The sequence below is a fragment of the Paraclostridium bifermentans genome (genome assembly GCF_964259345.1).
Classification (GTDB): Bacteria; Bacillota; Clostridia; order Peptostreptococcales; family Peptostreptococcaceae; genus Paraclostridium; species Paraclostridium bifermentans_B.
Genome location: NZ_CAXVJR010000005.1, coordinates 335,387 through 356,792, shown reverse-complemented (window position 1 = coordinate 356,792; position 21,406 = coordinate 335,387). Strand labels below are relative to the sequence as shown.

General features: G+C 27.3%; 18 protein-coding genes and 1 tRNA gene. 13 read left to right on the top strand and 6 right to left on the bottom strand.

Translation table 11 applies throughout. From position 1 onward, the window contains the following. Window positions 1-45 precede the first annotated feature (45 nt). From ACEXNK_RS12285 to ACEXNK_RS12275, 3 genes are all read right to left on the bottom strand, one after another. Window positions 46-642, bottom strand: a complete 597-nt coding sequence (locus ACEXNK_RS12285) for a hypothetical protein (protein WP_373598831.1) — start codon at window positions 640-642, stop codon at window positions 46-48. Between the two features lie 13 nt (window positions 643-655). Further along, window positions 656-1,987 (bottom strand): oligosaccharide flippase family protein, encoded by a 1,332-nt coding sequence (locus ACEXNK_RS12280; RefSeq protein WP_373598830.1) that lies wholly within the window; start codon window positions 1,985-1,987, stop codon window positions 656-658. A gap of 80 nt (window positions 1,988-2,067) precedes the next feature. Further along, complete coding sequence (locus tag ACEXNK_RS12275; RefSeq protein WP_373598829.1) at window positions 2,068-2,880, bottom strand: histidinol-phosphatase HisJ family protein; 813 nt, start codon at window positions 2,878-2,880, stop codon at window positions 2,068-2,070. 120 nt (window positions 2,881-3,000) lie between these two features. Here ACEXNK_RS12275 and pdxR point away from each other — a divergent pair, with 120 nt between their 5' ends. From pdxR to ACEXNK_RS12260, 3 genes are all read left to right on the top strand, one after another. Further along, window positions 3,001-4,425: a MocR-like pyridoxine biosynthesis transcription factor PdxR gene (pdxR, locus tag ACEXNK_RS12270; RefSeq protein ID WP_373598828.1), complete on the top strand. Its 1,425-nt coding sequence runs from the start codon at window positions 3,001-3,003 to the stop codon at window positions 4,423-4,425. A gap of 12 nt (window positions 4,426-4,437) precedes the next feature. Continuing rightward, window positions 4,438-4,656: a DUF896 domain-containing protein gene (locus ACEXNK_RS12265; RefSeq protein WP_373598827.1), complete on the top strand. Its 219-nt coding sequence runs from the start codon at window positions 4,438-4,440 to the stop codon at window positions 4,654-4,656. Window positions 4,657-4,730: 74 nt separating this feature from the next. Beyond that, window positions 4,731-6,125 (top strand): aminopeptidase, encoded by a 1,395-nt coding sequence (locus ACEXNK_RS12260; protein ID WP_373598826.1) that lies wholly within the window; start codon window positions 4,731-4,733, stop codon window positions 6,123-6,125. Between the two features lie 23 nt (window positions 6,126-6,148). Here ACEXNK_RS12260 and ACEXNK_RS12255 read toward each other — a convergent pair whose 3' ends face one another. Then, on the bottom strand, window positions 6,149-7,069 hold the full coding sequence (locus ACEXNK_RS12255) for a selenium metabolism-associated LysR family transcriptional regulator (protein WP_373598825.1): 921 nt from the start codon (window positions 7,067-7,069) through the stop codon (window positions 6,149-6,151). A gap of 145 nt (window positions 7,070-7,214) precedes the next feature. On the opposite strand from ACEXNK_RS12255, the gene ACEXNK_RS12250 reads away from it, so the two are divergent. Beyond that, window positions 7,215-7,934: a hypothetical protein gene (locus ACEXNK_RS12250; protein ID WP_373598824.1), complete on the top strand. Its 720-nt coding sequence runs from the start codon at window positions 7,215-7,217 to the stop codon at window positions 7,932-7,934. A 135-nt stretch (window positions 7,935-8,069) separates the two neighbouring features. Beyond that, entirely contained in the window at window positions 8,070-11,600 is a 3,531-nt protein-coding gene (gene nifJ, locus ACEXNK_RS12245) for a pyruvate:ferredoxin (flavodoxin) oxidoreductase (RefSeq protein WP_373598823.1), read from the top strand. 44 nt (window positions 11,601-11,644) lie between these two features. Here nifJ and ACEXNK_RS12240 read toward each other — a convergent pair. Beyond that, window positions 11,645-11,731: transfer RNA gene (locus tag ACEXNK_RS12240), tRNA-Leu, on the bottom strand. Between the two features lie 137 nt (window positions 11,732-11,868). Between ACEXNK_RS12240 and polA the strand changes: the two genes are divergently transcribed. From polA to ACEXNK_RS12215, 5 genes are read left to right on the top strand one after another with little or no spacing between them, the layout of a single operon-like run. Continuing rightward, the gene (gene polA / locus ACEXNK_RS12235; protein ID WP_373598822.1) at window positions 11,869-14,511 is read left to right on the top strand and encodes a DNA polymerase I; all 2,643 of its coding nucleotides are present in this window, start codon (window positions 11,869-11,871) and stop codon (window positions 14,509-14,511) included. Window positions 14,512-14,519: 8 nt separating this feature from the next. After that, window positions 14,520-15,122 carry a dephospho-CoA kinase gene (gene coaE, locus ACEXNK_RS12230; protein ID WP_373598821.1) on the top strand — a complete coding sequence of 201 codons (603 nt, stop codon included), beginning with the start codon at window positions 14,520-14,522 and terminating at the stop codon, window positions 15,120-15,122. Beyond that, window positions 15,115-15,684: a lytic transglycosylase domain-containing protein gene (locus ACEXNK_RS12225; RefSeq protein WP_373598820.1), complete on the top strand. Its 570-nt coding sequence runs from the start codon at window positions 15,115-15,117 to the stop codon at window positions 15,682-15,684. Before coaE ends, ACEXNK_RS12225 begins: the two co-directional genes overlap by 8 nt. Next, a complete protein-coding gene (locus ACEXNK_RS12220) occupies window positions 15,671-17,332 on the top strand; it encodes an ABC transporter substrate-binding protein (RefSeq protein WP_373598819.1) in 1,662 nt (553 codons plus the stop codon). Before ACEXNK_RS12225 ends, ACEXNK_RS12220 begins: the two co-directional genes overlap by 14 nt. 22 nt (window positions 17,333-17,354) lie before the next feature. Beyond that, complete coding sequence (locus ACEXNK_RS12215) at window positions 17,355-17,570, top strand: heavy-metal-associated domain-containing protein (RefSeq protein ID WP_373598818.1); 216 nt, start codon at window positions 17,355-17,357, stop codon at window positions 17,568-17,570. Between the two features lie 181 nt (window positions 17,571-17,751). On the opposite strand, the gene rocF is transcribed toward ACEXNK_RS12215, so the two are convergent. Then, window positions 17,752-18,654 carry an arginase gene (gene rocF / locus ACEXNK_RS12210; RefSeq protein ID WP_373598817.1) on the bottom strand — a complete coding sequence of 301 codons (903 nt, stop codon included), beginning with the start codon at window positions 18,652-18,654 and terminating at the stop codon, window positions 17,752-17,754. A gap of 335 nt (window positions 18,655-18,989) precedes the next feature. On the opposite strand from rocF, the gene ACEXNK_RS12205 reads away from it, so the two are divergent. The 3 genes from ACEXNK_RS12205 to ACEXNK_RS12195 all read left to right on the top strand — a co-directional run bounded on the left by ACEXNK_RS12205 (window position 18,990) and on the right by ACEXNK_RS12195 (window position 21,386). Further along, window positions 18,990-19,598 (top strand): hypothetical protein, encoded by a 609-nt coding sequence (locus ACEXNK_RS12205; protein ID WP_373598816.1) that lies wholly within the window; start codon window positions 18,990-18,992, stop codon window positions 19,596-19,598. A 70-nt stretch (window positions 19,599-19,668) separates the two neighbouring features. Continuing rightward, window positions 19,669-20,421, top strand: a complete 753-nt coding sequence (locus ACEXNK_RS12200; protein ID WP_373598815.1) for an endonuclease/exonuclease/phosphatase family protein — start codon at window positions 19,669-19,671, stop codon at window positions 20,419-20,421. Window positions 20,422-20,486: 65 nt separating this feature from the next. After that, window positions 20,487-21,386 (top strand): hypothetical protein, encoded by a 900-nt coding sequence (locus tag ACEXNK_RS12195; protein ID WP_373598814.1) that lies wholly within the window; start codon window positions 20,487-20,489, stop codon window positions 21,384-21,386. Window positions 21,387-21,406: the final 20 nt, after the last annotated feature.

The following is a 21,406-nucleotide window of genomic DNA, read 5'->3' as shown; positions in this document are numbered from 1 at the left end:
ATAAATATAAAAAGGGTATCGATAAAATCGATACCCTTTTTACATTTATTTATACTCTATACTATCACAGTAGCTCATCAATAATTGACTAGTTTTTTGACTATAATAATTATTCCAGCATTCATTTACTTCATCGAATGAAAGGTTTTTTCTTACTATAGCTTTGTTTATGTAAGTAGAGTAAGAGCAAAGTAAACAATTATTGGAAATCTTAACTGAATACACAGGATTACTAGATTTACTTGTAGATCCTATTTTTAATAAACTCCAAACTTTATTGTTAAAATCATAAATTAAATGATGTATAATAAATTCATTTCTACTTACTTTTCTTATAAAGAATGTATGAAGTGAATGCTTTATAGTATATACTGATAAGTTGCTTAAATTTTTTATGTTAATATCTAATTTAAATGATGATACATTATCTAAAATGTTATTTCTAAAAGTAATATAAATAATATTACTTTTAGAATCAATTAAGCATATATGAGCCTTATTATCGTTATCTAAAATATAAGAATATAAATGAGCATATTTAGATATCTTAAAAGTTTCTTCTAAATTAGTTTTTAAATATAAAGAATTATTCTTTGTATATAGCTGAATAAAACTATTAGGAAAAACATCTTTTTTTAACATACTGATAATCACCTCACCTTAATGATCTTAAATATTTCAATAATACATATAAATTTGTTAGAGATGAAAGTAGTGGAACTAATGTTAATATTAATATGTACCCAGCTAAGCCAATATTGGGAATTGGTAATATAAAGTAAAGAGATACTATTTGAAATATCATATAAGATATACTTATAACACTAGAAAGATACTCTTTGCCGATAGAATGTAATATTCCTGAAAGTATATGAGTTAAGCTTAGAAATAAAGGTATAAGGCACATATATTTAAGATATATACCTGCACTTTTGCTATTAAATACTAAAATGCAAATTTCTTCTCCTAAAAAATAAAATATAAAAGAACATAATGCACCTACTACGAAAGTAAGAAGAATAGAAAAATGTATTTTTTTCTTTATTGCGTTAATATTATTTTTACTTACTTCTAAAGAAATATTAGGTATTATATTTACAACTAAAGCAGATACCATCATAAAAGGAAGGTATATAAAAGGAAAAACCATACCAGATATAGTACCGTAAATAGCTAATGAGTTTGTATAAGTAACTCCAGAAAGTGCCAACCTAGATGGAATAATCATAGAACTAACAGAATTAAGGATTATATTAGACATACGATTACAAGTTATAGGTAAAGACATTTTAATTGTATTGTAAGATGCATATACAAACTCTTTTATATCTATAGTATATTTATTATCTATATAAGGCTTTTTAGCTAAATTAAAAGTCATAAATAATAAACTAATACACTCCCCTAATGATATTCCAATTATAGCTGATAAACAAATTAGAGTAGGATTATCAAAGTTTTTAGCAATAATATATACGAATATGATTTTTGATACTTGTTCTAATATTTGAGAAATAGCAGGCATATTAACTTTTTTCATTCCATAGTAATATCCTCTAACTACATTAGATAAAGTTATTGCTATAATAGCAGGACATATTGCTAAAATAAATACAGATGCATTACTATTACTTAATATAATAGAAGATATATAAGATGAATTAAAACCTATAATTAATGAAATTAAAGTTGCTATTAAAAATGATATGTATATAGTTGATATGAAAAGTGTATTAGTGCTATGTTTATCATTAAATGCTTTTTTTCTAGCAACCATACAACTAAGAGCAGTAGGTATGCCAGTTGTAGTAAGAGCTATACAAATCATTAAAAAGTGAAATACTAAATGATATATACCTAGATGTATTTCAGATAAATTATTTGATAAAAATATTTTATATAAAAAACCTATTAGTCTAACTATAAAATTTGATATAAATAAAACTAAAGTTGAATACACAAGATTAGGAACTTTCAATTTAACCACCTCCTATCTTAAGTTATATTCAACTCTATATATAAAAATGAAAAAAAAATAATCCATACAAATTGGATTATTTTTTGTTATTATTTATTTAGTATATTCTTTAAACTTACAAAACTTGGGTTCATTTTATCAAATTTACATACATACTTAAAACCTAACTCATCTAACTTATTGTAAATAGAATCAAATTTATAAGCAATTTGATCTGGAATATGAGAATCTGATCCAGTCGTTATAATTTCTCCACCTAAATCTTTATACAATTTTAATATATTTGTAGATGGAGTTAAATCTTTAAGTCCATACCTAAAACAAGATGTGTTAATTTCTATTCCTTTTCCGTTTTCAATAGCTTTTTTTAATATAGACTCTATTATGTCATAAAAAAGTTTATCATCTAGTTCGCTTTTATAGTCTCCATAACGTTTTATTAAATCTAAGTGGCCTAATACAGAATAGTCATTATAATTTTTTACTATAGTATATAGAGTTTCGTAGTATTTTTCGTATGCCTCAACCTGAGTTTTATTATCAAAGAAAGTTCCATTATATAAATCAACCCTGTCTATTGCATGCATAGAGCATATAACAAAATCAAATGGATGAGTTTTTATATCATAAGAACATTCTTTTAATATATGAGCTTGAACTCCCATCTCTATACCTTGTTTTATACTTATTTTATTTTTATATTTATCTTTAAGCATACTTATTTTATTTAAATACGCATTATAGTCAGTTTCAAAATCTACATCACTAATTATGTCGTAATCCACGTGATCAGTAAAACAAATCTCTTTTAGCCCTAAGTCTATAGATTTTTTTACCATATCTTCCATATCTGTTTGGCTATCTCCTGAAAAGTTTGAATGCATATGATAGTCGTAATACATAATTATTATCCCCTTTTTTAAAAATTTTTGGTATTATATATACATAAATAGATAATATCAAATATATCTATGGGTATCAAGAAAGCTATAATCAAATAATATCATTTAAGTGGTGAGAAAATGGATAAGTATAAGTTAAATATAGAAAAAGATAGTCCTAAATATTTACAAATATATAGCCATATAAAAGATCATATAAAAAAAGGGAAGATGAAAGCTAATGAAAAGCTTCCGCCAATAAGAACTATATCAAAGTTATTAGGTGTAAATAATACGACTATAGTAAAAGCGTATGAACTATTAGAAAATGAAGGTTATGTATATAAAATTGTGGGAAGTGGAACATTTGTAACAGATTCTAATAGTACAAGTATAACCAAGAAAGATGATAATATGGATGGAATAATAAGATTTGACAATGGTAATCCATCTATAAATATGTTTCCTATAAATGATTTTAAAAAATCTATAAATATAGCATTAGATAAAGAAGGACATTCAATTTTTGAATATGATGATGGTCTTGGATTTATAAAGTTAAGAGAACGATTTGTAAATTATCTTGAAAAACTGAATATATATACAAATCAAGATAACATACAAATAATTTCTGGTGCACAACAAGGAATAGATATAGTTTGTAAAGGTATGATAAATTATTCCGATTTAGTTTTTGTTGAAGAACCCACATACAGAGGGGCCTTAGAAGTTTTTAAAAACAGAGGAGCAAAGATTATAAGTATACCTATGTTAGATGATGGAATAGATATAGGAATTTTGAAATTGAAATTAGAAAAAACAAGACCAAAAATACTATATACTATGCCTAATTATCAAAATCCAACGGGTATTTCATACTCAGTTTATAAAAAGAAAAAATTAATAGAACTAGCTGAAAAATATGATTTTTATATACTTGAAGATGATTTTATGAGTGACTTAAGATTTAATTGTGATGAGCACTATCCACTTAGAAGTTATGATGATAAAGGGCGAGTAATATATATAAAAAGTTTCTCTAAATTATTAATGCCAGGACTAAGACTTGGATTAGTTGAAATGCCTAATGAAATATTAAAAAAAGTTTTATGGGCAAAATATTCATCGGATATTTCTACATCAGGAATTGTTCAAAGGTCTATGTATCATTATATGGAAAATTTTGATTGGGATAATTATATTAATGATATTGAAAAATCATATAATGAGAAGTTTAAAATAGCGCTTAAGTTAATGAATGATAAATTATCGCAAAAGTTAAAATTCAAAGAACCATCAGGTGGAATAAATTTTTTCTTAGAACTTCCAAGAGGATACTCATCTAAAGAATTTAGTGTATATTTATTAAAAAAAGGGGTATCTATTTTACCAGGCGGTTATTTTTTTGATACGTTAATAGATGATAGATTCTTTAGGATAAATATAGCACAACCAAGTATATGTGAAATAGAAAAGGGAATAGATATAATAGCAAATAATATAGATGAATTTTTAAGAAGTTATAAAAATAAAGAAGAATTTAAAGAAAATAAACTATTTTTTTAGGAGTGATATAAAATGAATAACGAATTTGATAAAGTAAAATTAAACAGAATAAATGAATTAGCTAAAAAGCACAAAGGTGAAGGCTTAACACACGACGAGCATAAAGAAAGAGAAGGATTAAGAAAAGAATATTTAGAACATTTTAGAGGTCATTTCAGATCAAGATTAGAAAATATAAAAGTTGTTTCTCCAGAAGAGTATGAAGAAGCAATGAAAAACAAAAATAAGTAAAAAATTGTAAATCTAACAATTGCAAGTGTGCTATAATTATTAATAGGGAATCTTATAAGAAAGGGAGTATTAGTATGAATTTAAGACATGAATTTAAAAATGCATGGAATCAAATCAATGAAAACAAAGAATTAGATATGGTTATGGATTATGCTGATAACTATATGAAATTCTTAGATGCAGGTAAGACTGAAAGAACTTCAGCGAGAGAAATAGTAAGACAAGCTAAAGAAAATGGATTTATATCTGTTGAAGAAGCTATGTCTAAAGGAAAAGTATCAGCAGGGGATAAAATATATGCAGAGAATAAAGACAAAGGTGTTGCTTTATTCGTAATGGGACAAGAAGAATTACAAAATGGAATGAGAATTGTTGGAGGTCATATAGATGCTCCTAGAATAGATTTAAAACCAAATCCATTATATGAAGATGGAAATATGTCTCTTTTAAAAACTCACTACTATGGTGGTATAAAAAAATATCAATGGACAGCTTTACCATTAGCAATACATGGTGTAGTTATCTTAAATGATGGAACAAAAGTTGACATATGCATAGGTGAAGATGATAATGATCCAGTATTTTGTATAACAGACTTATTAATACATTTAGCTGCTGATCAAATGCAAAAGAAATTAGGCGAAGGTGTAACAGGAGAAGGATTAAACCTTTTAGTAGGACATATGCCATTAGAAGGAGAAGAAAAAGAGCCTGTTGCAGCTAACGTAATGAAGTTATTAAATGAAAAATATAATATGACAGAAAAAGACTTCTTAACAGCAGAAATAGAAATAGTTCCATCTGGTAAAGCTAGACACTTAGGTTTTGATAAATCTATGATAATAGCTTATGGACATGATGATAGAGTATGTTCTTACGGTGCAGTAAGATCTATATTTGATATTGAAAATCCAAAATATACAGCTGTTGCATTATGTGTAGATAAAGAGGAAGTTGGTTCTCAAGGTAACACAGGAATGCACTCTAAATTCTTTGAAAATACAGTAGCTGAACTTATAAACTTAGAAGGAGATTACTGTGAATTAAAAGTAAGAAGAGCTATGGCTAATTCTAAGGTTTTATCAGCTGACGTTTCAGCAGGATTTGATCCTACATACCCAGAGGTATTAGATAAGAGAAATGCATGTTTTATGGGACATGGTCTTGCTTTAACTAAATACACAGGTGTAAGAGGAAAAGGTGGATGCAATGATGCTAATGCAGAATTTGCTTCAGAAGTAAGAAGAATATTTGATAAAGCTGAGGTAGTATGGCAAATATCAGAACTTGGTAAGGTAGACCAAGGTGGCGGAGGAACTATCGCCTACATATTAGCTGAGTACGGAGCTGAGGTAATAGACTGTGGAGTTGGAGTATTAAATATGCATGCTCCATATGAAATAGTTTCTAAAGCTGATATATATGAAATGTATAAAGGATATAAAGCTTTCTATACAATAGAAGCATAATATAAAAAAAGATAAGTGAGTAATCACTTATCTTTTTTAGTTATATTTATATTAAAATAATCACATATTCCATCTAAAAACTTATACTCTAAAGGAGTAAATGTTTTTTTCTTTGAAAATATAAAGTAAAACTTTCTATCAAAATTTACGTTTTTAATTTTGTAGAATCTAACTTTTTTTAAGTTTATATAATCTATAACAGAGTTATAAGATACAAAAGATACTCCAAGTCCTAATTTTACCATTTCCTTTATAGACTCATTAGACTCTACATAAGCTATAGTGTCTAAGTTGCTTATTGGAAACTTATGTGACTTAAGTTTGTCAATCACTATACTTTGAGTTCCAGAACCATCTTTTCTCATTATAAACTTTAAATTATTAAGTTGATCTAAGTTTATATAATTATCTTCATTTTCTAAAATTAAGTCTATGGGTGTTATTAACACAAGTTCATCATCTATTAAATCTACATATTCTATTTGCTTATTATTTATTTTAGAACCTACAAATCCAAAACTAATTCTTTCATTTAAAATTTCTGAAATAGCATCTTGAGAGTCATAGCGACTTATACTAAATTTAACATTAGGATAATCACTATAAAAATCTTTTAGGAAATCAGGTAAAATATATGTTTCAGGAATTGAACTGCATGCTATATCTATAACTCCTTCTATTTTACCACTATATTCTTTTATATCATAAATAGCTTTTTTACAATTATTTAATATATATATTGCATGTTCATATAAAATTTCACCAGCTTTTGTTAATGTTATAATCTTGTTATTTCTATTAACTAAAACTGTGTCTAGATTTTTTTCAAGATTTTGAATGTGGGCACTAACAGTAGGTTGCGTAAGAAATAGCTCTTTAGCAGCCTTAGAAAAACTATTATATTTTGCTACGGCTACAAAGACCTCTAGTTGTTTTAAGTCCATAAAAATACCCTCCCCTAAATTTATACTTATATATTATATCATATAACTTAAGTCTTACAAAAACATTACAATTTGACTACAAAGGTTATTTAATTTATCAAAATATTATATAATTATAGAGACTCAAAGTTAGGAGGATTATTGTATGAAGAAATTAATATTAATTAGTATCGTGCTAATTTCCATACTGATGTTCTCAGGATGTAGTATGAAAGAAGAAGAAAAAGAAGTTGATAAAGCAACACAGCAAAAGAATATGACAAAAATTCAAAATGATATAAGTGAAGTTATTGGAAAAAATTATAATGAAGTTATAGACAGTATGGGTAAACCATACATTACAAGTTACTATGTTAATACTAAAAATTATAAAGAATATAAAAGTCTAAGTGATGAACAACTATTAAACAAGTTAAATATAGAACTTATATACCCAAAAGAAGGATATGAAAGTAGTGCATTATACTTAGATATAAAAAATAACAAAGTAGTTGATGTTAAAAGTAATGAATTTGTAGGGATATCGTCAGGATTTGAAGACGTGCCAGACTATTTAAAATCATCAAACGTCATAATCGACTTCTACAATAGACAAGAGTATATAAAAAACAAAGATTTAGAGTTAGATGATGTAAAGTCGTATGTAGGTGAAAGTGAAGATGAATTATATAAGAATTCAATTTTAGCTGAACCTAATGCTATAGCTTATACAAAAGATAAAGATAAATTTATTAATTACTATATATTATCTGATGATAAAGGAAATTTAGAAAATATGATTTCTGTAACTTTGGAAAATAATAAAATAACGGATGTGACAGAGATGTCAAAAACGTCTCTATTAAGAGTAATAGCAAGCTTATAAAAATAAAAAACCACCTCAAATACAATTGTATTTGAGGTGGTTTTTGTATATATAATGAAATAATGTAAATAATATTTTAAGATTAATGAATACTTGAATACATAGTCTAATTAAATTTTAAGGAGGCATTATTATATGGGTAAAAAAGTAATTACTATAGATGGAAATACAGCTGCAGCTCATGTTGCGTATGCATTCACAGACGTTGCAGCAATATTCCCAATAACACCTTCGTCTACAATGGCAGAGGTTGTAGATGAATGGGCAGCTCAAGGAAGAAAAAATATATTTGGACAGGAAGTTAGTGTTGTAGAAATGCAATCAGAGGCAGGAGCAGCAGGAGCATTTCATGGATCTCTTCAAGCAGGAGCATTGACAACAACATTTACAGCATCCCAAGGCTTGTTACTTATGATACCTAATATGTATAAAGTAGCAGGTGAATTATTACCTGGAGTATTCCATGTAAGTGCAAGAGCTATTGCATCTCAAGCATTATCAATTTTCGGAGATCATCAAGACGTTATGGCTGCAAGACAAACAGGTTGTGTTATGTTAGCAACTGGATCAGTACAAGAAGTTGCTGATATTGCACCAGTAGCACATTTAGCTGCTATAGAAGGTAAATTACCTTTTATACACTTCTTTGATGGATTTAGAACATCTCATGAAATACAAAAAGTAGAAGTACTAGATTATGAAGATTATGAAAAATTAATAGATAAAAAATCTTTAAAAGAGTTCAGAGATAAAGCATTGTCACCTAATCATCCAGTAACTAGAGGTACGGCACAAAACCCAGACATATACTTCCAAACAAGAGAAGCATCTAATAAGTATTATGAAAATATAATACCTATAGTTGAAAAATATATGAATGAAATGAACAAATTAACAGGCAGACCTCATGGATTATTTGACTATTTTGGACCAAATGATGCTAAATACTTGATAGTAGCTATGGGGTCTGTAACTGAAACGATAGAAGAAACCATAACATATTTAAATGGTCAGGGTGAGAAATATGGATTAGTAAAGGTTCATTTATACAGACCGTTTTCAATTAAACATTTTATGGATGTTATTCCAAAGAGTGTTGAAAAAATATGTGTACTAGATAGAACTAAAGAGCCTGGATCAATAGGAGAACCATTATATTTAGATGTTAAGGCAGCATTTTATGATTGTGAAAATTGTCCTAAAATAATAGGTGGAATTTATGGACTAGGATCAAAGGATACAACTCCAGCAGATATAAAGTCTATATATGAAAACTTAAAGAGTAATAATCCTAAAAATAACTTTACAGTAGGAATAACAGATGATGTAACAAATAGATCTATAGAGGTTGATAGAAGTTTTAAAATACATCAAGAAGGAACTATAAGATGTAAGTTCTGGGGATTAGGATCAGATGGAACAGTAGGAGCAAATAAACAAGCTATAAAAATAATAGGAAATAATACAGATATGTTTGCGCAAGCTTACTTTGCATATGATTCTAAAAAATCTGGTGGTATAACAATGTCTCACTTAAGATTTGGGAAAGATCCTATAAAGTCAACATATCTTATAGATGAAGCAGATTATATAGCATGTCATAATCAATCATATGTAAATGAGTATGACTTATTAAAAGGACTTAAAAAAGGTGGAGTTTTTGTACTAAACTGTATATGGGATAAAGAAGAATTAGAAAATCACCTACCAGCTAGAATTAAGAAATATATAGCAGATAATGATATACAATTATATACAGTTAATGCTACTAAAATAGCAGGAGAAATAGGTCTTGGAAACAGAATAAATATGATAATGCAATCAGCATTTTTCAAGTTAGCTAGTATAATACCAGAACAAGAAGCTGTAGAACACTTAAAAGATTCTATAAAGAAAGCTTATGGTAAAAAAGGTGAAAAAGTAGTAAATATGAACTACGAAGCTGTTGAAAAAGGAATGAACTCAGTAGTTAAAATAGATATACCTGAATCATGGAAAAATTCAAAAGATGATTGTATAGAAGCTGATGAGCCTGAATTTATAAAAAATATATTAAGACCTATGAATGCACAAGAAGGAGATAACTTACCAGTAAGTGCGTTCAATGGAATAGAAGATGGTACATTCCCTAATGGTACAGCAGCTTATGAAAAGCGTGGAGTAGGAATAACCGTGCCAGAGTGGGTATTAGAAAATTGTATTCAATGTAATCAATGTGCATATGTATGTCCACATGCATGTATAAGACCATTCTTATTAAATGAAGAAGAAGTAGCTAAAGCTCCAGAGAGCTTTGGAGTTAAGAAAGCTATAGGTAAAGGATTTGAAGGTTTACAATATAGAATGCAAGTAGCTACTATGGATTGTACAGGATGTGGAAACTGTGCAGATATATGTCCAGCTAAAGAAAAGGCATTGGTTATGAAACCTTTAGAAACACAAACTAATAGCGAAATACCAAATTGGGATTTTGCAGTGGCTAATGTTTCATGTAAAGGTGATATAATGAATCCTAATACTGTAAAAGGTAGTCAATTTAGAGTACCACTTATAGAGTTCTCAGGAGCTTGTGCAGGATGTGGAGAAACACCTTATATAAAATTAGTAACACAGTTATTTGGAGATAGAATGATGATAGCAAATGCTACAGGATGCTCATCGATATGGGGAGGATCAGCACCATCAACTCCATATACTACAAATAATGAAGGTAAAGGGCCATCTTGGGCAAACTCACTATTTGAAGATAATGCAGAATATGGATATGGTATGTATTTAGGAGTTAAACAAATTAGAAATAGAATCCAAGATTTATTAACTGAATTAGTTAATATGAATATAGATGAAGAGAGTAAAAAAGCATTTAATTACTGGTTAGAAAATAAAAATAATGGATTAGAGTCAACATGTGCTTCAGAAGGAGTTATAAAAGCGATAAATAGTATAAATTCTTCAGAAGAAAATACAAATTGCATAGTGAATCAAGTAAAAGAACTTGAAGACTATCTTGTAAAAAGATCTCAATGGATATTAGGAGGAGATGGATGGGCATATGATATAGGATATGGAGGACTAGATCATGTGCTTGCATCAGGAGAGGATGTTAATGTATTAGTATTTGATACAGAAATATATTCAAATACAGGAGGACAAGCATCTAAAGCAACTCCGGTAGCAGCTATGGCTAAATTTGCAGCATCAGGAAAGAGAACTAAGAAAAAAGATTTAGGTAGAATGGCTATGACTTATGGAAATGTATATGTAGCCCAAGTAGCATTAGGTGCAGATAAAAATCAACTTATAAAAGCTATAATAGAAGCTGAAAATTATGATGGGCCATCACTTGTTATATGCTATGCACCATGTATATCTCATGGATTAAAAGAAGGTATGGGTAGAACTATAGCCAATGAAGAACAAGCTGTTAAGTGTGGATATTGGCATTTATACAGATTTAACCCTATATTAAAAGAGCAAGGAAAGAATCCATTTACACTAGATTCAAAAGAACCAACAGAAAGCTTTAGAGACTTCTTAATGGGACAAGTTAGATATTCTGCAATAGCTAAACAATTCCCAGATGTAGCAGAGGAGTTATTTGAAATGACAGAAGAAAATGCTAAAGAAAGATATGAAATATACAAAATGTTATCACAACAAATTTAATAAATAAAAAAGAGAATAGCATATGCTATTCTCTTTTTTATTATTGGTGCCGGTTGTGGGACTTGAACCCACACGATATCACTATCAACGGATTTTGAGTCCGCCCCGTCTGCCAATTCCAGCAAACCGGCTTAATATATTATAATTATAACAGGGTCAAAAACGTTTTGCAATATATTTGCTCTTAATATACTTACAATAATATGGTAATATTAAATATATTACAATTGGTAATAATACAAAGGATAAATAATTAGGAGTGATAAACTTGGATAAGACTTTAGTTATAATAGATGGAAATTCAATAATCAATAGAGCTTTTTATGCATTGCCAGATTTAACAAACAAGCAAGGATTACATACAAATGCTATATATGGATTTACAAATATGTTATTTAAAATAATAGATACATATAAACCAACACATATAAGTGTAGCATTTGATAAAAAAGCTCCAACTTTTAGACATTTAGAGTATAAAGAATATAAAGCTGGTAGAAAAAAGATGCCAGATGAATTAAGAGAACAGATAGAGCCATTAAAAGAACTTTTAGATGTATTTAATATAAATAGATTAGAATTAGAAGGTTATGAAGCAGATGATATTATAGGTACAATATCTTTAAAAGCAGAACAAGAAGGATATAAAGTTTATATTGTTACAGGAGATAAAGATGCTATACAGTTAGCATCAAACAATACAACTACTCTTATAACTAAAAAAGGGGTAGGAGAAGTAGAAGAATATAATTTTGATGAAGTTATGAAAAAATACGAAATGACTCCTACTCAATTTATAGACTTAAAAGGTCTTATGGGAGATAAATCAGATAATATACCTGGTGTTCCTGGAATAGGAGAAGTAACAGGTATAAAACTTATAAAAGAGTTTGGAAGTATAGAGAATATATTAGATAATATAGACAAACTAAAAGGTAGCCAAAAGAAAAAAATAGAAGAAAATAAAGAGTTAGCTGTAATGAGTAAGCGACTTGCTACAATAATAAGAGATGTTCCAGTAGATGTAAATATAGATGACTTAGCCTTTGGAGAGTATGATAAATCAAAAGTTATAGATATGTTTAATGAACTTGGATTTAATAGTTTAATAGCAAGATTATGTGGTGAATTAGATGAAGAAGGCCAAACTAAAGATTTAGAATTAAATATAAGTAAACTTGCTGATTTATCTAAATTTATAGAAGAGGTTAAAAAATCAGGGAAGCTTATATTAAAGTCAGTTAAAAAGCTTGGCAATATACTTGAAAAAAATATAATGAATATTTATTTAAGCATTAATGGTGAAGATATATATTACATAGATGAAGAACAAATAGATGATATAAAAGAGCTATTAATCAGTGAAGAAATAAGAAAATATGGATATGATTTAAAAGAAGATTATATAGCATTAAGACCATATGATATAACTTTAAATAATATGTATTTTGACATATCAATAGCAGAATATCTTATAGATTCAAGTAGTTCAAGTTATACATATGATTCTATAGCTATGAATTATTTTGCACAAAAGATTAAATCTAAAGAAGAGTTGCTTGGAAAAGGTGTTAAAGCTAAAAAATATGAGGACTTAAGTAAAGAAGAAATAGACAATCATATAGGAAGTATAATCAACCTTACAGAAAAAGTAATTCCTAAAATGGAAGAAAAGTTAACTGATATGGATATGGATGGATTATTCTATCATGTGGAAATGCCATTAGTTGAAGTTTTAGGTTATATGGAATATGAAGGTGTTATGGTTGATAAAGATAAACTAATAGAACTTGGTGAAGAATTTAAAATATCTATAGCAAAACTAGAAAGTGAAATATATGAGTTAGCAGGTGAAGAGTTTAATATAAATTCACCAAAGCAGCTAGGAGTTATTTTATTTGAAAAGTTAGAACTTCCAATAATAAAGAAAACTAAAACTGGATATTCAACTAATGCAGAAGTTCTAGAAAAACTAAGAGATAAACATGAGATAATTGACAAAATAACTGAATACAGACAGATTGTAAAATTAAATTCTACATATGTAGATGGTTTAATAAATATAATAAACCCAATAAGTCATAGAATACATTCTTCTTTTAATCAAACTATAACTACTACAGGAAGAATTTCATCGACTGAACCTAACTTACAAAACATACCTGTAAGACTAGAGTTGGGAAGAAATATAAGAAAAGTATTTATAGCTGATAATGACTGTAAATTAGTAGATGCTGACTACTCACAAATAGAATTAAGAGTACTAGCACATATGAGTCAAGATGAGAATATGATAGATGCGTTTAATCACGATGTTGATATACATACAAAAACAGCATCTCAAGTTTTTGGAATAGATATAAAAAATGTTACAAGTGAGCAAAGAAGTGCCGCAAAAGCAGTAAACTTTGGTATAGTATATGGTATAAGTGACTTTGGATTATCTCAAAATCTTCATATACCAGTTAAGGAAGCTAAATCTTATATAGATAATTATTTAAATACGTATGAGGACATAAAAACTTATATGGATAGTACTATAGAAGAAGCTAAAGAACATGGTTATGTAAAAACTATTTTAAATAGAAGAAGATATATACCTGAAATAAATGCAGGAAATGTAATTTTAAAAAATTTAGGAAAAAGATTAGCTATGAATGCACCTATACAAGGAAGTGCAGCAGATATAATAAAAATAGCGATGGTGAATGTATATAAAAAATTACAAGAGAAAAATTTAAAATCTAAGCTAATACTTCAAGTACACGATGAGCTTATAATAGAGTGTTTAGAAGATGAAGTTGATGTAGTTTCAAAGATTGTTAAAGATGAAATGGAACATGCGGTTTCTATGGATGTTAACTTAGATGTAGACTTAAATGTTGGAGACTCTTGGTACGAAACAAAGTAGGTGATTAAATGTTAGTTATAGGTCTTACTGGAAATATAGGTTGTGGGAAAAGCAGCTTATCTAATATATTAAAAAATAACTCTCTAGATATAATAGACGCAGATATTATATCTAGAGATATAATGAATGATAAAGACTTACTAAATAATATATTTGAAACATTTGGTAATGATATAAAAAGAGAAGATGGAACTTTAAATAGAAAAGAGTTAGGAAAAATAGTTTTTAACGATGATGAAAAATTAATAATGCTAAATAATATAACTCATCCTGCCATAAAAAATGAAATAAAAAAAAGGATAAAGGAAATAGAAGATAACAATAGAAATATAGTAGTGGTTGATGCAGCTTTATTAATAGAGGGTAATTTCCTAGACTTAGTAGATAAATTAGTAGTGATAAGTTGCGACTTAGATGTTCAACTAAATCGAATAATGAAAAGAGATAATATTACAAAAGAAGAAGCTATAAGCCGTATAAAATCACAAATGGATCAAAACGAAAAAATTAAGTATGGAGATTACATAATTGATAATTCAAAAGGTCTAGATGAATTAAATTATAAAGCTAATAAACTAATAACATATATAAAGGAGAATTGGTGTGAATAAAAAAAGATTTATAAGTTTATTTATAATCTTTGTGTTGTTAGTTGTAGGTTGGATATGTATAGATAAAAAAGTTATATTAAAATTATTCCACCCAAGATTTTACAAAGAGTATGTAGAAACTTACTCTAAAGAATTTGATATTGATGAAAATTTGGTTTATAGTGTAATAAAAGTAGAAAGTAAGTTTAATAAAAAAGCTGTATCAAGAAGAAATGCCAAAGGGTTAATGCAAATAAGTGATATAACCCAAACTTGGGCGGAAGATGAACTAGGCTTAAAAGATACAGATATATTTGATCCTGAAACAAATATTAAAATAGGATGTTGGTACCTAAGTAAGTTATATAAAGAATTTAATGATTTAGATTTAGTTATAACGGCATATAATGGAGGATCAGGAAATGTAAACAAGTGGTTAAAAAACACAGATTATAGTCATGATGGAAGTAAACTGCATGAAATACCTTTTAATGAAACTAAAAATTACTTAAAAAAGGTAAAAGAAAACTATCTTGTTTATAAGGAATTGTATAGAGAGGAAGAATCTAATGAAAAAAATTAAAATCTTAAGTATAATCATGGTTGTGTTATTAGGACTTTCGGGATGTACTAAAAAAGATGATAAAAGCTCGGGAAAATATGATACAACATCTAATAACTCAGAGTATATACATTTATCAATGGTGGCACCTAAAACTATAAACCCTATAAATAATACAGAACAATCAGTTGGATATGTAATGAATTTGGTTTATGATAGCTTGTTCACTATAGATAGTAATTATAATGCAGTACCTCAATTAGTAGATAGTTATTCGGTGGAATCTAATGGCAAGAGTATAGATATAAAATTAAAAGATGCTAATTGGCATGATGGTAAACCACTTACATCTTCAGATGTAGAATTTACTATAAACTTAATAAAAAGATCACAAAATAGTCCGTATAAACCTTTAGTTGAGAATATATCTAGTGTATCTATAAATGATAATAAAAACTTTACAATAAACTTTAAGGATGCATATGCATTTTCAGTAGATACATTAGTATTCCCAATAGTAAGTAAAAGTGAATTAAGCGGGTTGAGCTCTAATGAACTAGATAATTATAGAAAAAATATGGTTGGAACAGGTCCATATAAAATTTCTAAATTTGAACAAAGATCAAATATGATACTTACTCTTAATGAAGATTATTATGATAAAGAAAAAATAAAAAATGCTAAAAAAGAAATAAATGTAATTATAGTTCCAGATGAAGAGGCTCAGGTTGCTATGACTTTAGCGCTATCAAGTGATATAACTAAAGTAGGATTAAGTGATTTAAGTCAATTCCAAGAAGAACAATTTAAGATAACTAACTTTGAAGGTAGAGGATATGAGTACATAATATTCAATTATGATACTCCTATTATGAAGGATTTGAATTTTAGAAAAGCTATTGCAAGTACAATAGACAGAAATAAGATTTTAGAAGAGTCTTATATGGGAAAAGCGACTGCTGTTAATTTTCCGCTACATTCAAAATCAAAGTACTATGATGAAAGTATAAAAGCTTTTGAATACAATACAGATAAAGCTAAAGAGTATTTGGGAAAAATTAATATTGAAAATGTAAAGAGCAATAAACCTCAAGAAGAAGCAACTAATAATCAAAATAAAGAAAATGCTGATGACAAAAACAAAGATAAAAAACTTAATGATAAAGAAAAAGAAGAAGAAAGAAAAAATAGTATAAAAGAAGAACTTAAGAATTTAAACTTAAGAATACTTGTTAATAAAGAAAATAGAGAGAGAGTAAAATCTGCATACATAATTAAAGAAAATTTAAGTGAAATAGGAATAAAATCTACAGTATCTGAACTTGAAGGTCAAGCTCTAGAAAGTGCATTAGATAAAAAAGAATATGATTTAGCTCTTGTAGGATGGGAATTATCATTAGTTCCAGATGCTACAGATATAATAAATTATAGTGGATATAGTGATGAAAAACTTACTAACTATTTAAATTCTTTAAAAATATCAAGTAATGTAAATAATACTAAGGACATCTATAAGTCTATACAAAAATACACTAGAGATAAGGTTGCATTTATAAGCTTAGGAATAACTGATGATTATTTAGTAAACAATAAAAGGATTGAAGGAAATTTAAAACCTAATGACTTTGATATCTATGAAGGTATATATTACCTTAAATTGGATGAATAAATAAAAAAGGTGGTAGTTTATTATGAGAAAAAAATTATTAGTAGATGGAATGACTTGCATGAATTGTGTTAGACATTTAAAAGAAGCATTAGAAGAAGATATAAATGGAGTTAAAGTAATAGATGTAAATTTAGAAGGTAAATATGCAATAGTTGAAGTTGAAGAAAATGTAACAGATGACATGATTAAATCAGTAATAGATGATTTAGGATATGAGTTAAAAGGAATAGAGTTATAAAAAATAAAACACCAGTTTAAACTGGTGTTTTATTTTTTACGCTTAAGGAATTTATCCTTAACGAATATCTGTTTATAACTTATATAGTATAGTTATATCAACACTTTGCTAAAAGTAAAAAATGACATTTTTGAGCAACGGACGAAGTCGTTGGCGACAGGAGCAAAGCGACTTTTTTACTTTATTTTATATTTTTAAATACAGTATCAATTATATCCATTGCTATATCTGAAGTCGTATCATCTATATCTAAATCAGGATTAAGTTCTACTAAGTCCATAGATTTAACTAATCCAGATTTAACTAACTTAGTTAATAGATATTTAGCTTCATCTACTGTAAAACCGTTTTCAACTCTAGTTCCAGTACCAGGAACATATTTAGAATCTATAAAATCTAAGTCAAAACTAATGTGAATAGCATCTATGTTCTTGCTATTTACACTATCTAAAATAGTATCTATTATTGTATCTAATCCTTTTGTAGCTAAATCATTAGGATAATACATATTCATATTGGTTTTATCAATAAATTCTTTTTCCCCTGGATCTATATCTCTACCACCTATATGATATACATAATCTTCCTTTATCTTTGTTTCTGGATAATACAAGTTTTTAAGATCTTCATAACCATATCCCATTAATGCTGCAAGTGGCATCCCATGTACATTTTTAGAATCTGATGTTTCAAATGTATTTATATCTCCATGGGCATCAAACCATACTATAGCAAAATTTTTATTAAAGTGTTTACTTACACCCGAAATACTACCAAGAGCAATAGAGTGATCTCCACCAACAATAAATGGAAAACAATTTGATGATAATGAGCAATTTACTATGTGAGCAAGGTTTTTATTTATATCAAGTAAAGGTTTTAAATACTTCATATCAGAGTTTGTAGCAAATTTATCATTTTCACTAACCTGCTCAACATATACATTACCTAAATCAAATACATTATTATGATATTTTTCAATTGTAGAAATCATCCCTTTTTCACGTAACTTATCAGGACCTAGTTGTGGTCCAAACTTATCGCATCCATAAAAAGTAGGTACTCCTATAACGTTTACATTCATGACATATCCTCCTGTTAAATGAAATCTCTTTCCTAATTAATATTTTAACATAATAATACTAAATTAAGTAAAAAATAATGGAAAAAATTACAAAAAAAGACTTCTATTGGGGGAAATAATAGAAGTCTAAATTGGGGAGATTGAGTATGTTTGATTTACATTAATAGTATGTACTCAAATGGAAAAAGATATACGTAATTTATAAAATTTAAATAAATAATAATATACTTTTATAGTAAAACATAAAATATAATAAACGGTGTTATATAAAAAATAAATAAAAGTAACCTTTAACTTTGTAGTGAATATAATGTAAGTAAGCAAGGGGGGATATCATGGAAACTAGAGATTATAGTGAAGATTTAAAAAGTATTATACTTGATATGACCCAAGAAGAACTTAGAAATTCTACTAATAATAAAGGGGCATTAAAATATATAGAAAGCAAAATAAGTTCATCTATAGATGAGTTGATAAATGAGTTAAAAGATGAAGAATCTTGTTTTCAAGTTTATAAAAAGGTCATAAAAACAGGTGCTTGTCAAGATAATATCAATGATATAGGAAAATTAATAAAATCTGAAGAATTATTTAAATCAAAAAATGAGCTTATAAAGCTAGCTAAGTACTTAAAATTAGAAATCAAAACAAAACAATCTTATAGAATTATTTTAAAAAAAATAACTAACCACATATATATAAATAAAGATTATTATGATAAAAAATTTGTATATTACACAAGAGGTGAACAAGCGTATATATTAGAACCAGAAATTATAAAAGAACAACTAATAGAAGAATATAAGTCAAGGGCTAGAAATGATATGAGATCTATTGCTAAAATTTTAAATATTGATACTAGTGAATCTGATGGAGCAGAAGAAATAAGAAAAAAAGTTATAAACTGTATAATAAAGGATAAACTAGGTAAGATTAAAAATTAAGGCGCTATAGTTTTAGCGTCTTAATTTTTTAAATTATACATAACTGTAAAAAGTAGGGGATGATTACAAAGTGATAAAGAAGTTAATTACTATAATAATCATAAATATTGTAATTATAGGAAGTTGCTTTTTTGAAATAAACAAATTTCCACCAAAAAAGGAAATAAAGATAGTTAGTTATAACATACATAGTGGATTGAATGAGGATATGTTTCCTAGCTTATTTGATATAATAGATTTTCTAAGAATAGAAAATGCGGATGTAATTTGTCTTCAGGAAGTTAATGAATCAGCTAAAGCTGGGTTTCAAGTGAGTAGTCTAAAAGAAGATTTAGAAATGTATTCTCACTTTGGAGCTAATGTAGTAAAGTTAGGTTCTAATTATGGTCTTGCTACATATTCTAAATATAAAATAACAAGCCAAAAGCATATATATTTAAGTAGTGAAACGGAGCAAAGAGGGATGCTACATACCGTTGTAAAACTTGGTCTTGGAAGGAAATTAAATATTATTAATTTACATTTAGGATTAAGTGTTGAAGAAAGAGAAAAACAATTAAAAGAGGTTGAAGAATTTGTAAGAACCCTAGAAGATCCATATATAGTTGTAGGAGATTTTAACCAAGGGAATATGAATATAAACGAGGAGTTATTTGTAGATGTTGCAGCACATTCTAATAAAAGTAATACTTTAACATATGCAACAGCTTTAGATAGAATTGATTATATGCTTGTATCCCCAGATATAGATATTGAACATTATGAGGTATTAATGAAAAACATGTCAGACCATTATCCTATAGTAGCTAAATTAAAAATATAGGAATAAATAAATAAAATATGAATATACATTTAGTAAATATATTATTTATATGGGGGGACAAACTAATGAATAAAAGAAGAAATATATACAGGGGTATAAATAAAAGAAGAAACAATGTAGCTAAGGGAGCTGTTCTAGGACTGGCTATAATAGGCATAGTTGGAGGGGCTATATACTTAAAAAATTCTGATTTTAGTTTGTATGACAAGATAAAAGATTTAAGTTTGTTTAATAAAGCAAGTTTAGAAATACAAGAGTTTACTTATGATGATATAGAGAAAAAAGATAATAAAGATCAAGAAGAAAAAAACTCAACTGTAGTTAAAAATGAAGATTCCAAATTAGCTACAGTTGAAAATTGGGACTTATATTCAATACAAATAGCTGCTATTGATAATCAAGAGGAACTAAAAAAGATAGACAATAAACTAAAAGAAATGGATATACCTTTTTCTATAATAGAAATAGATAAAGTAAAAAAAGTTCAAACATATGCATCATTTAAGGAAGAGGAAAGTAGAAAATATTTAGAACAAGTAAAAGCAGAGTTTCCGGATGCATTTATAAGTAAGTTAGAGGTTCCGTTATTAAGCTTACAATATACTGATAAATATTCTTATGTAGAGGATATATGTAATGAGTTAAATAATTTAATAACTAACTTTAAAGAAGAATCAGGATTTTGGGATAAAAACGAAGGAAATATTGATCAGTCAGAATATAAAAATATAATAAATAGCAGAATGGATATTCTATCAAAATTAGAAAAACAAGCTAAAAAAATAGACTATAAAGGTATGGATGGATTCAAAGAAAATTTATTAAATTATACTAAATCGGTAAGAGATAAAAGTGAAGAGAGCTTAAAGCTATCACAAGAAAATAAAAATAATATAAGTAAAAGTTTATTTATGTCATCTATGCAAGGTTATTATAACTTTGTTAACTCAATAAAAACTATTTAAAAGTTGTTTAAAAAACAACT

What these genes read in the sequence shown, in the direction of transcription:
- ACEXNK_RS12285 (WP_373598831.1), bottom strand. Translation starts at nt 642, where the DNA reads ATGTTAAAAAAAGATGTTTTTCCTAATAGTTTTATTCAGCTATATACA.
- ACEXNK_RS12205 (WP_373598816.1), top strand. Translation starts at nt 18,990, where the DNA reads ATGGAAACTAGAGATTATAGTGAAGATTTAAAAAGTATTATACTTGAT.
- ACEXNK_RS12220 (WP_373598819.1), top strand. Translation starts at nt 15,671, where the DNA reads ATGAAAAAAATTAAAATCTTAAGTATAATCATGGTTGTGTTATTAGGA.
- nifJ (WP_373598823.1), top strand. Translation starts at nt 8,070, where the DNA reads ATGGGTAAAAAAGTAATTACTATAGATGGAAATACAGCTGCAGCTCAT.
- ACEXNK_RS12255 (WP_373598825.1), bottom strand. Translation starts at nt 7,069, where the DNA reads ATGGACTTAAAACAACTAGAGGTCTTTGTAGCCGTAGCAAAATATAAT.
- ACEXNK_RS12215 (WP_373598818.1), top strand. Translation starts at nt 17,355, where the DNA reads ATGAGAAAAAAATTATTAGTAGATGGAATGACTTGCATGAATTGTGTT.
- ACEXNK_RS12195 (WP_373598814.1), top strand. Translation starts at nt 20,487, where the DNA reads ATGAATAAAAGAAGAAATATATACAGGGGTATAAATAAAAGAAGAAAC.
- coaE (WP_373598821.1), top strand. Translation starts at nt 14,520, where the DNA reads ATGTTAGTTATAGGTCTTACTGGAAATATAGGTTGTGGGAAAAGCAGC.
- ACEXNK_RS12275 (WP_373598829.1), bottom strand. Translation starts at nt 2,880, where the DNA reads ATGTATTACGACTATCATATGCATTCAAACTTTTCAGGAGATAGCCAA.
- ACEXNK_RS12260 (WP_373598826.1), top strand. Translation starts at nt 4,731, where the DNA reads ATGAATTTAAGACATGAATTTAAAAATGCATGGAATCAAATCAATGAA.
- rocF (WP_373598817.1), bottom strand. Translation starts at nt 18,654, where the DNA reads ATGAATGTAAACGTTATAGGAGTACCTACTTTTTATGGATGCGATAAG.
- ACEXNK_RS12265 (WP_373598827.1), top strand. Translation starts at nt 4,438, where the DNA reads ATGAATAACGAATTTGATAAAGTAAAATTAAACAGAATAAATGAATTA.
- pdxR (WP_373598828.1), top strand. Translation starts at nt 3,001, where the DNA reads ATGGATAAGTATAAGTTAAATATAGAAAAAGATAGTCCTAAATATTTA.
- ACEXNK_RS12250 (WP_373598824.1), top strand. Translation starts at nt 7,215, where the DNA reads ATGAAGAAATTAATATTAATTAGTATCGTGCTAATTTCCATACTGATG.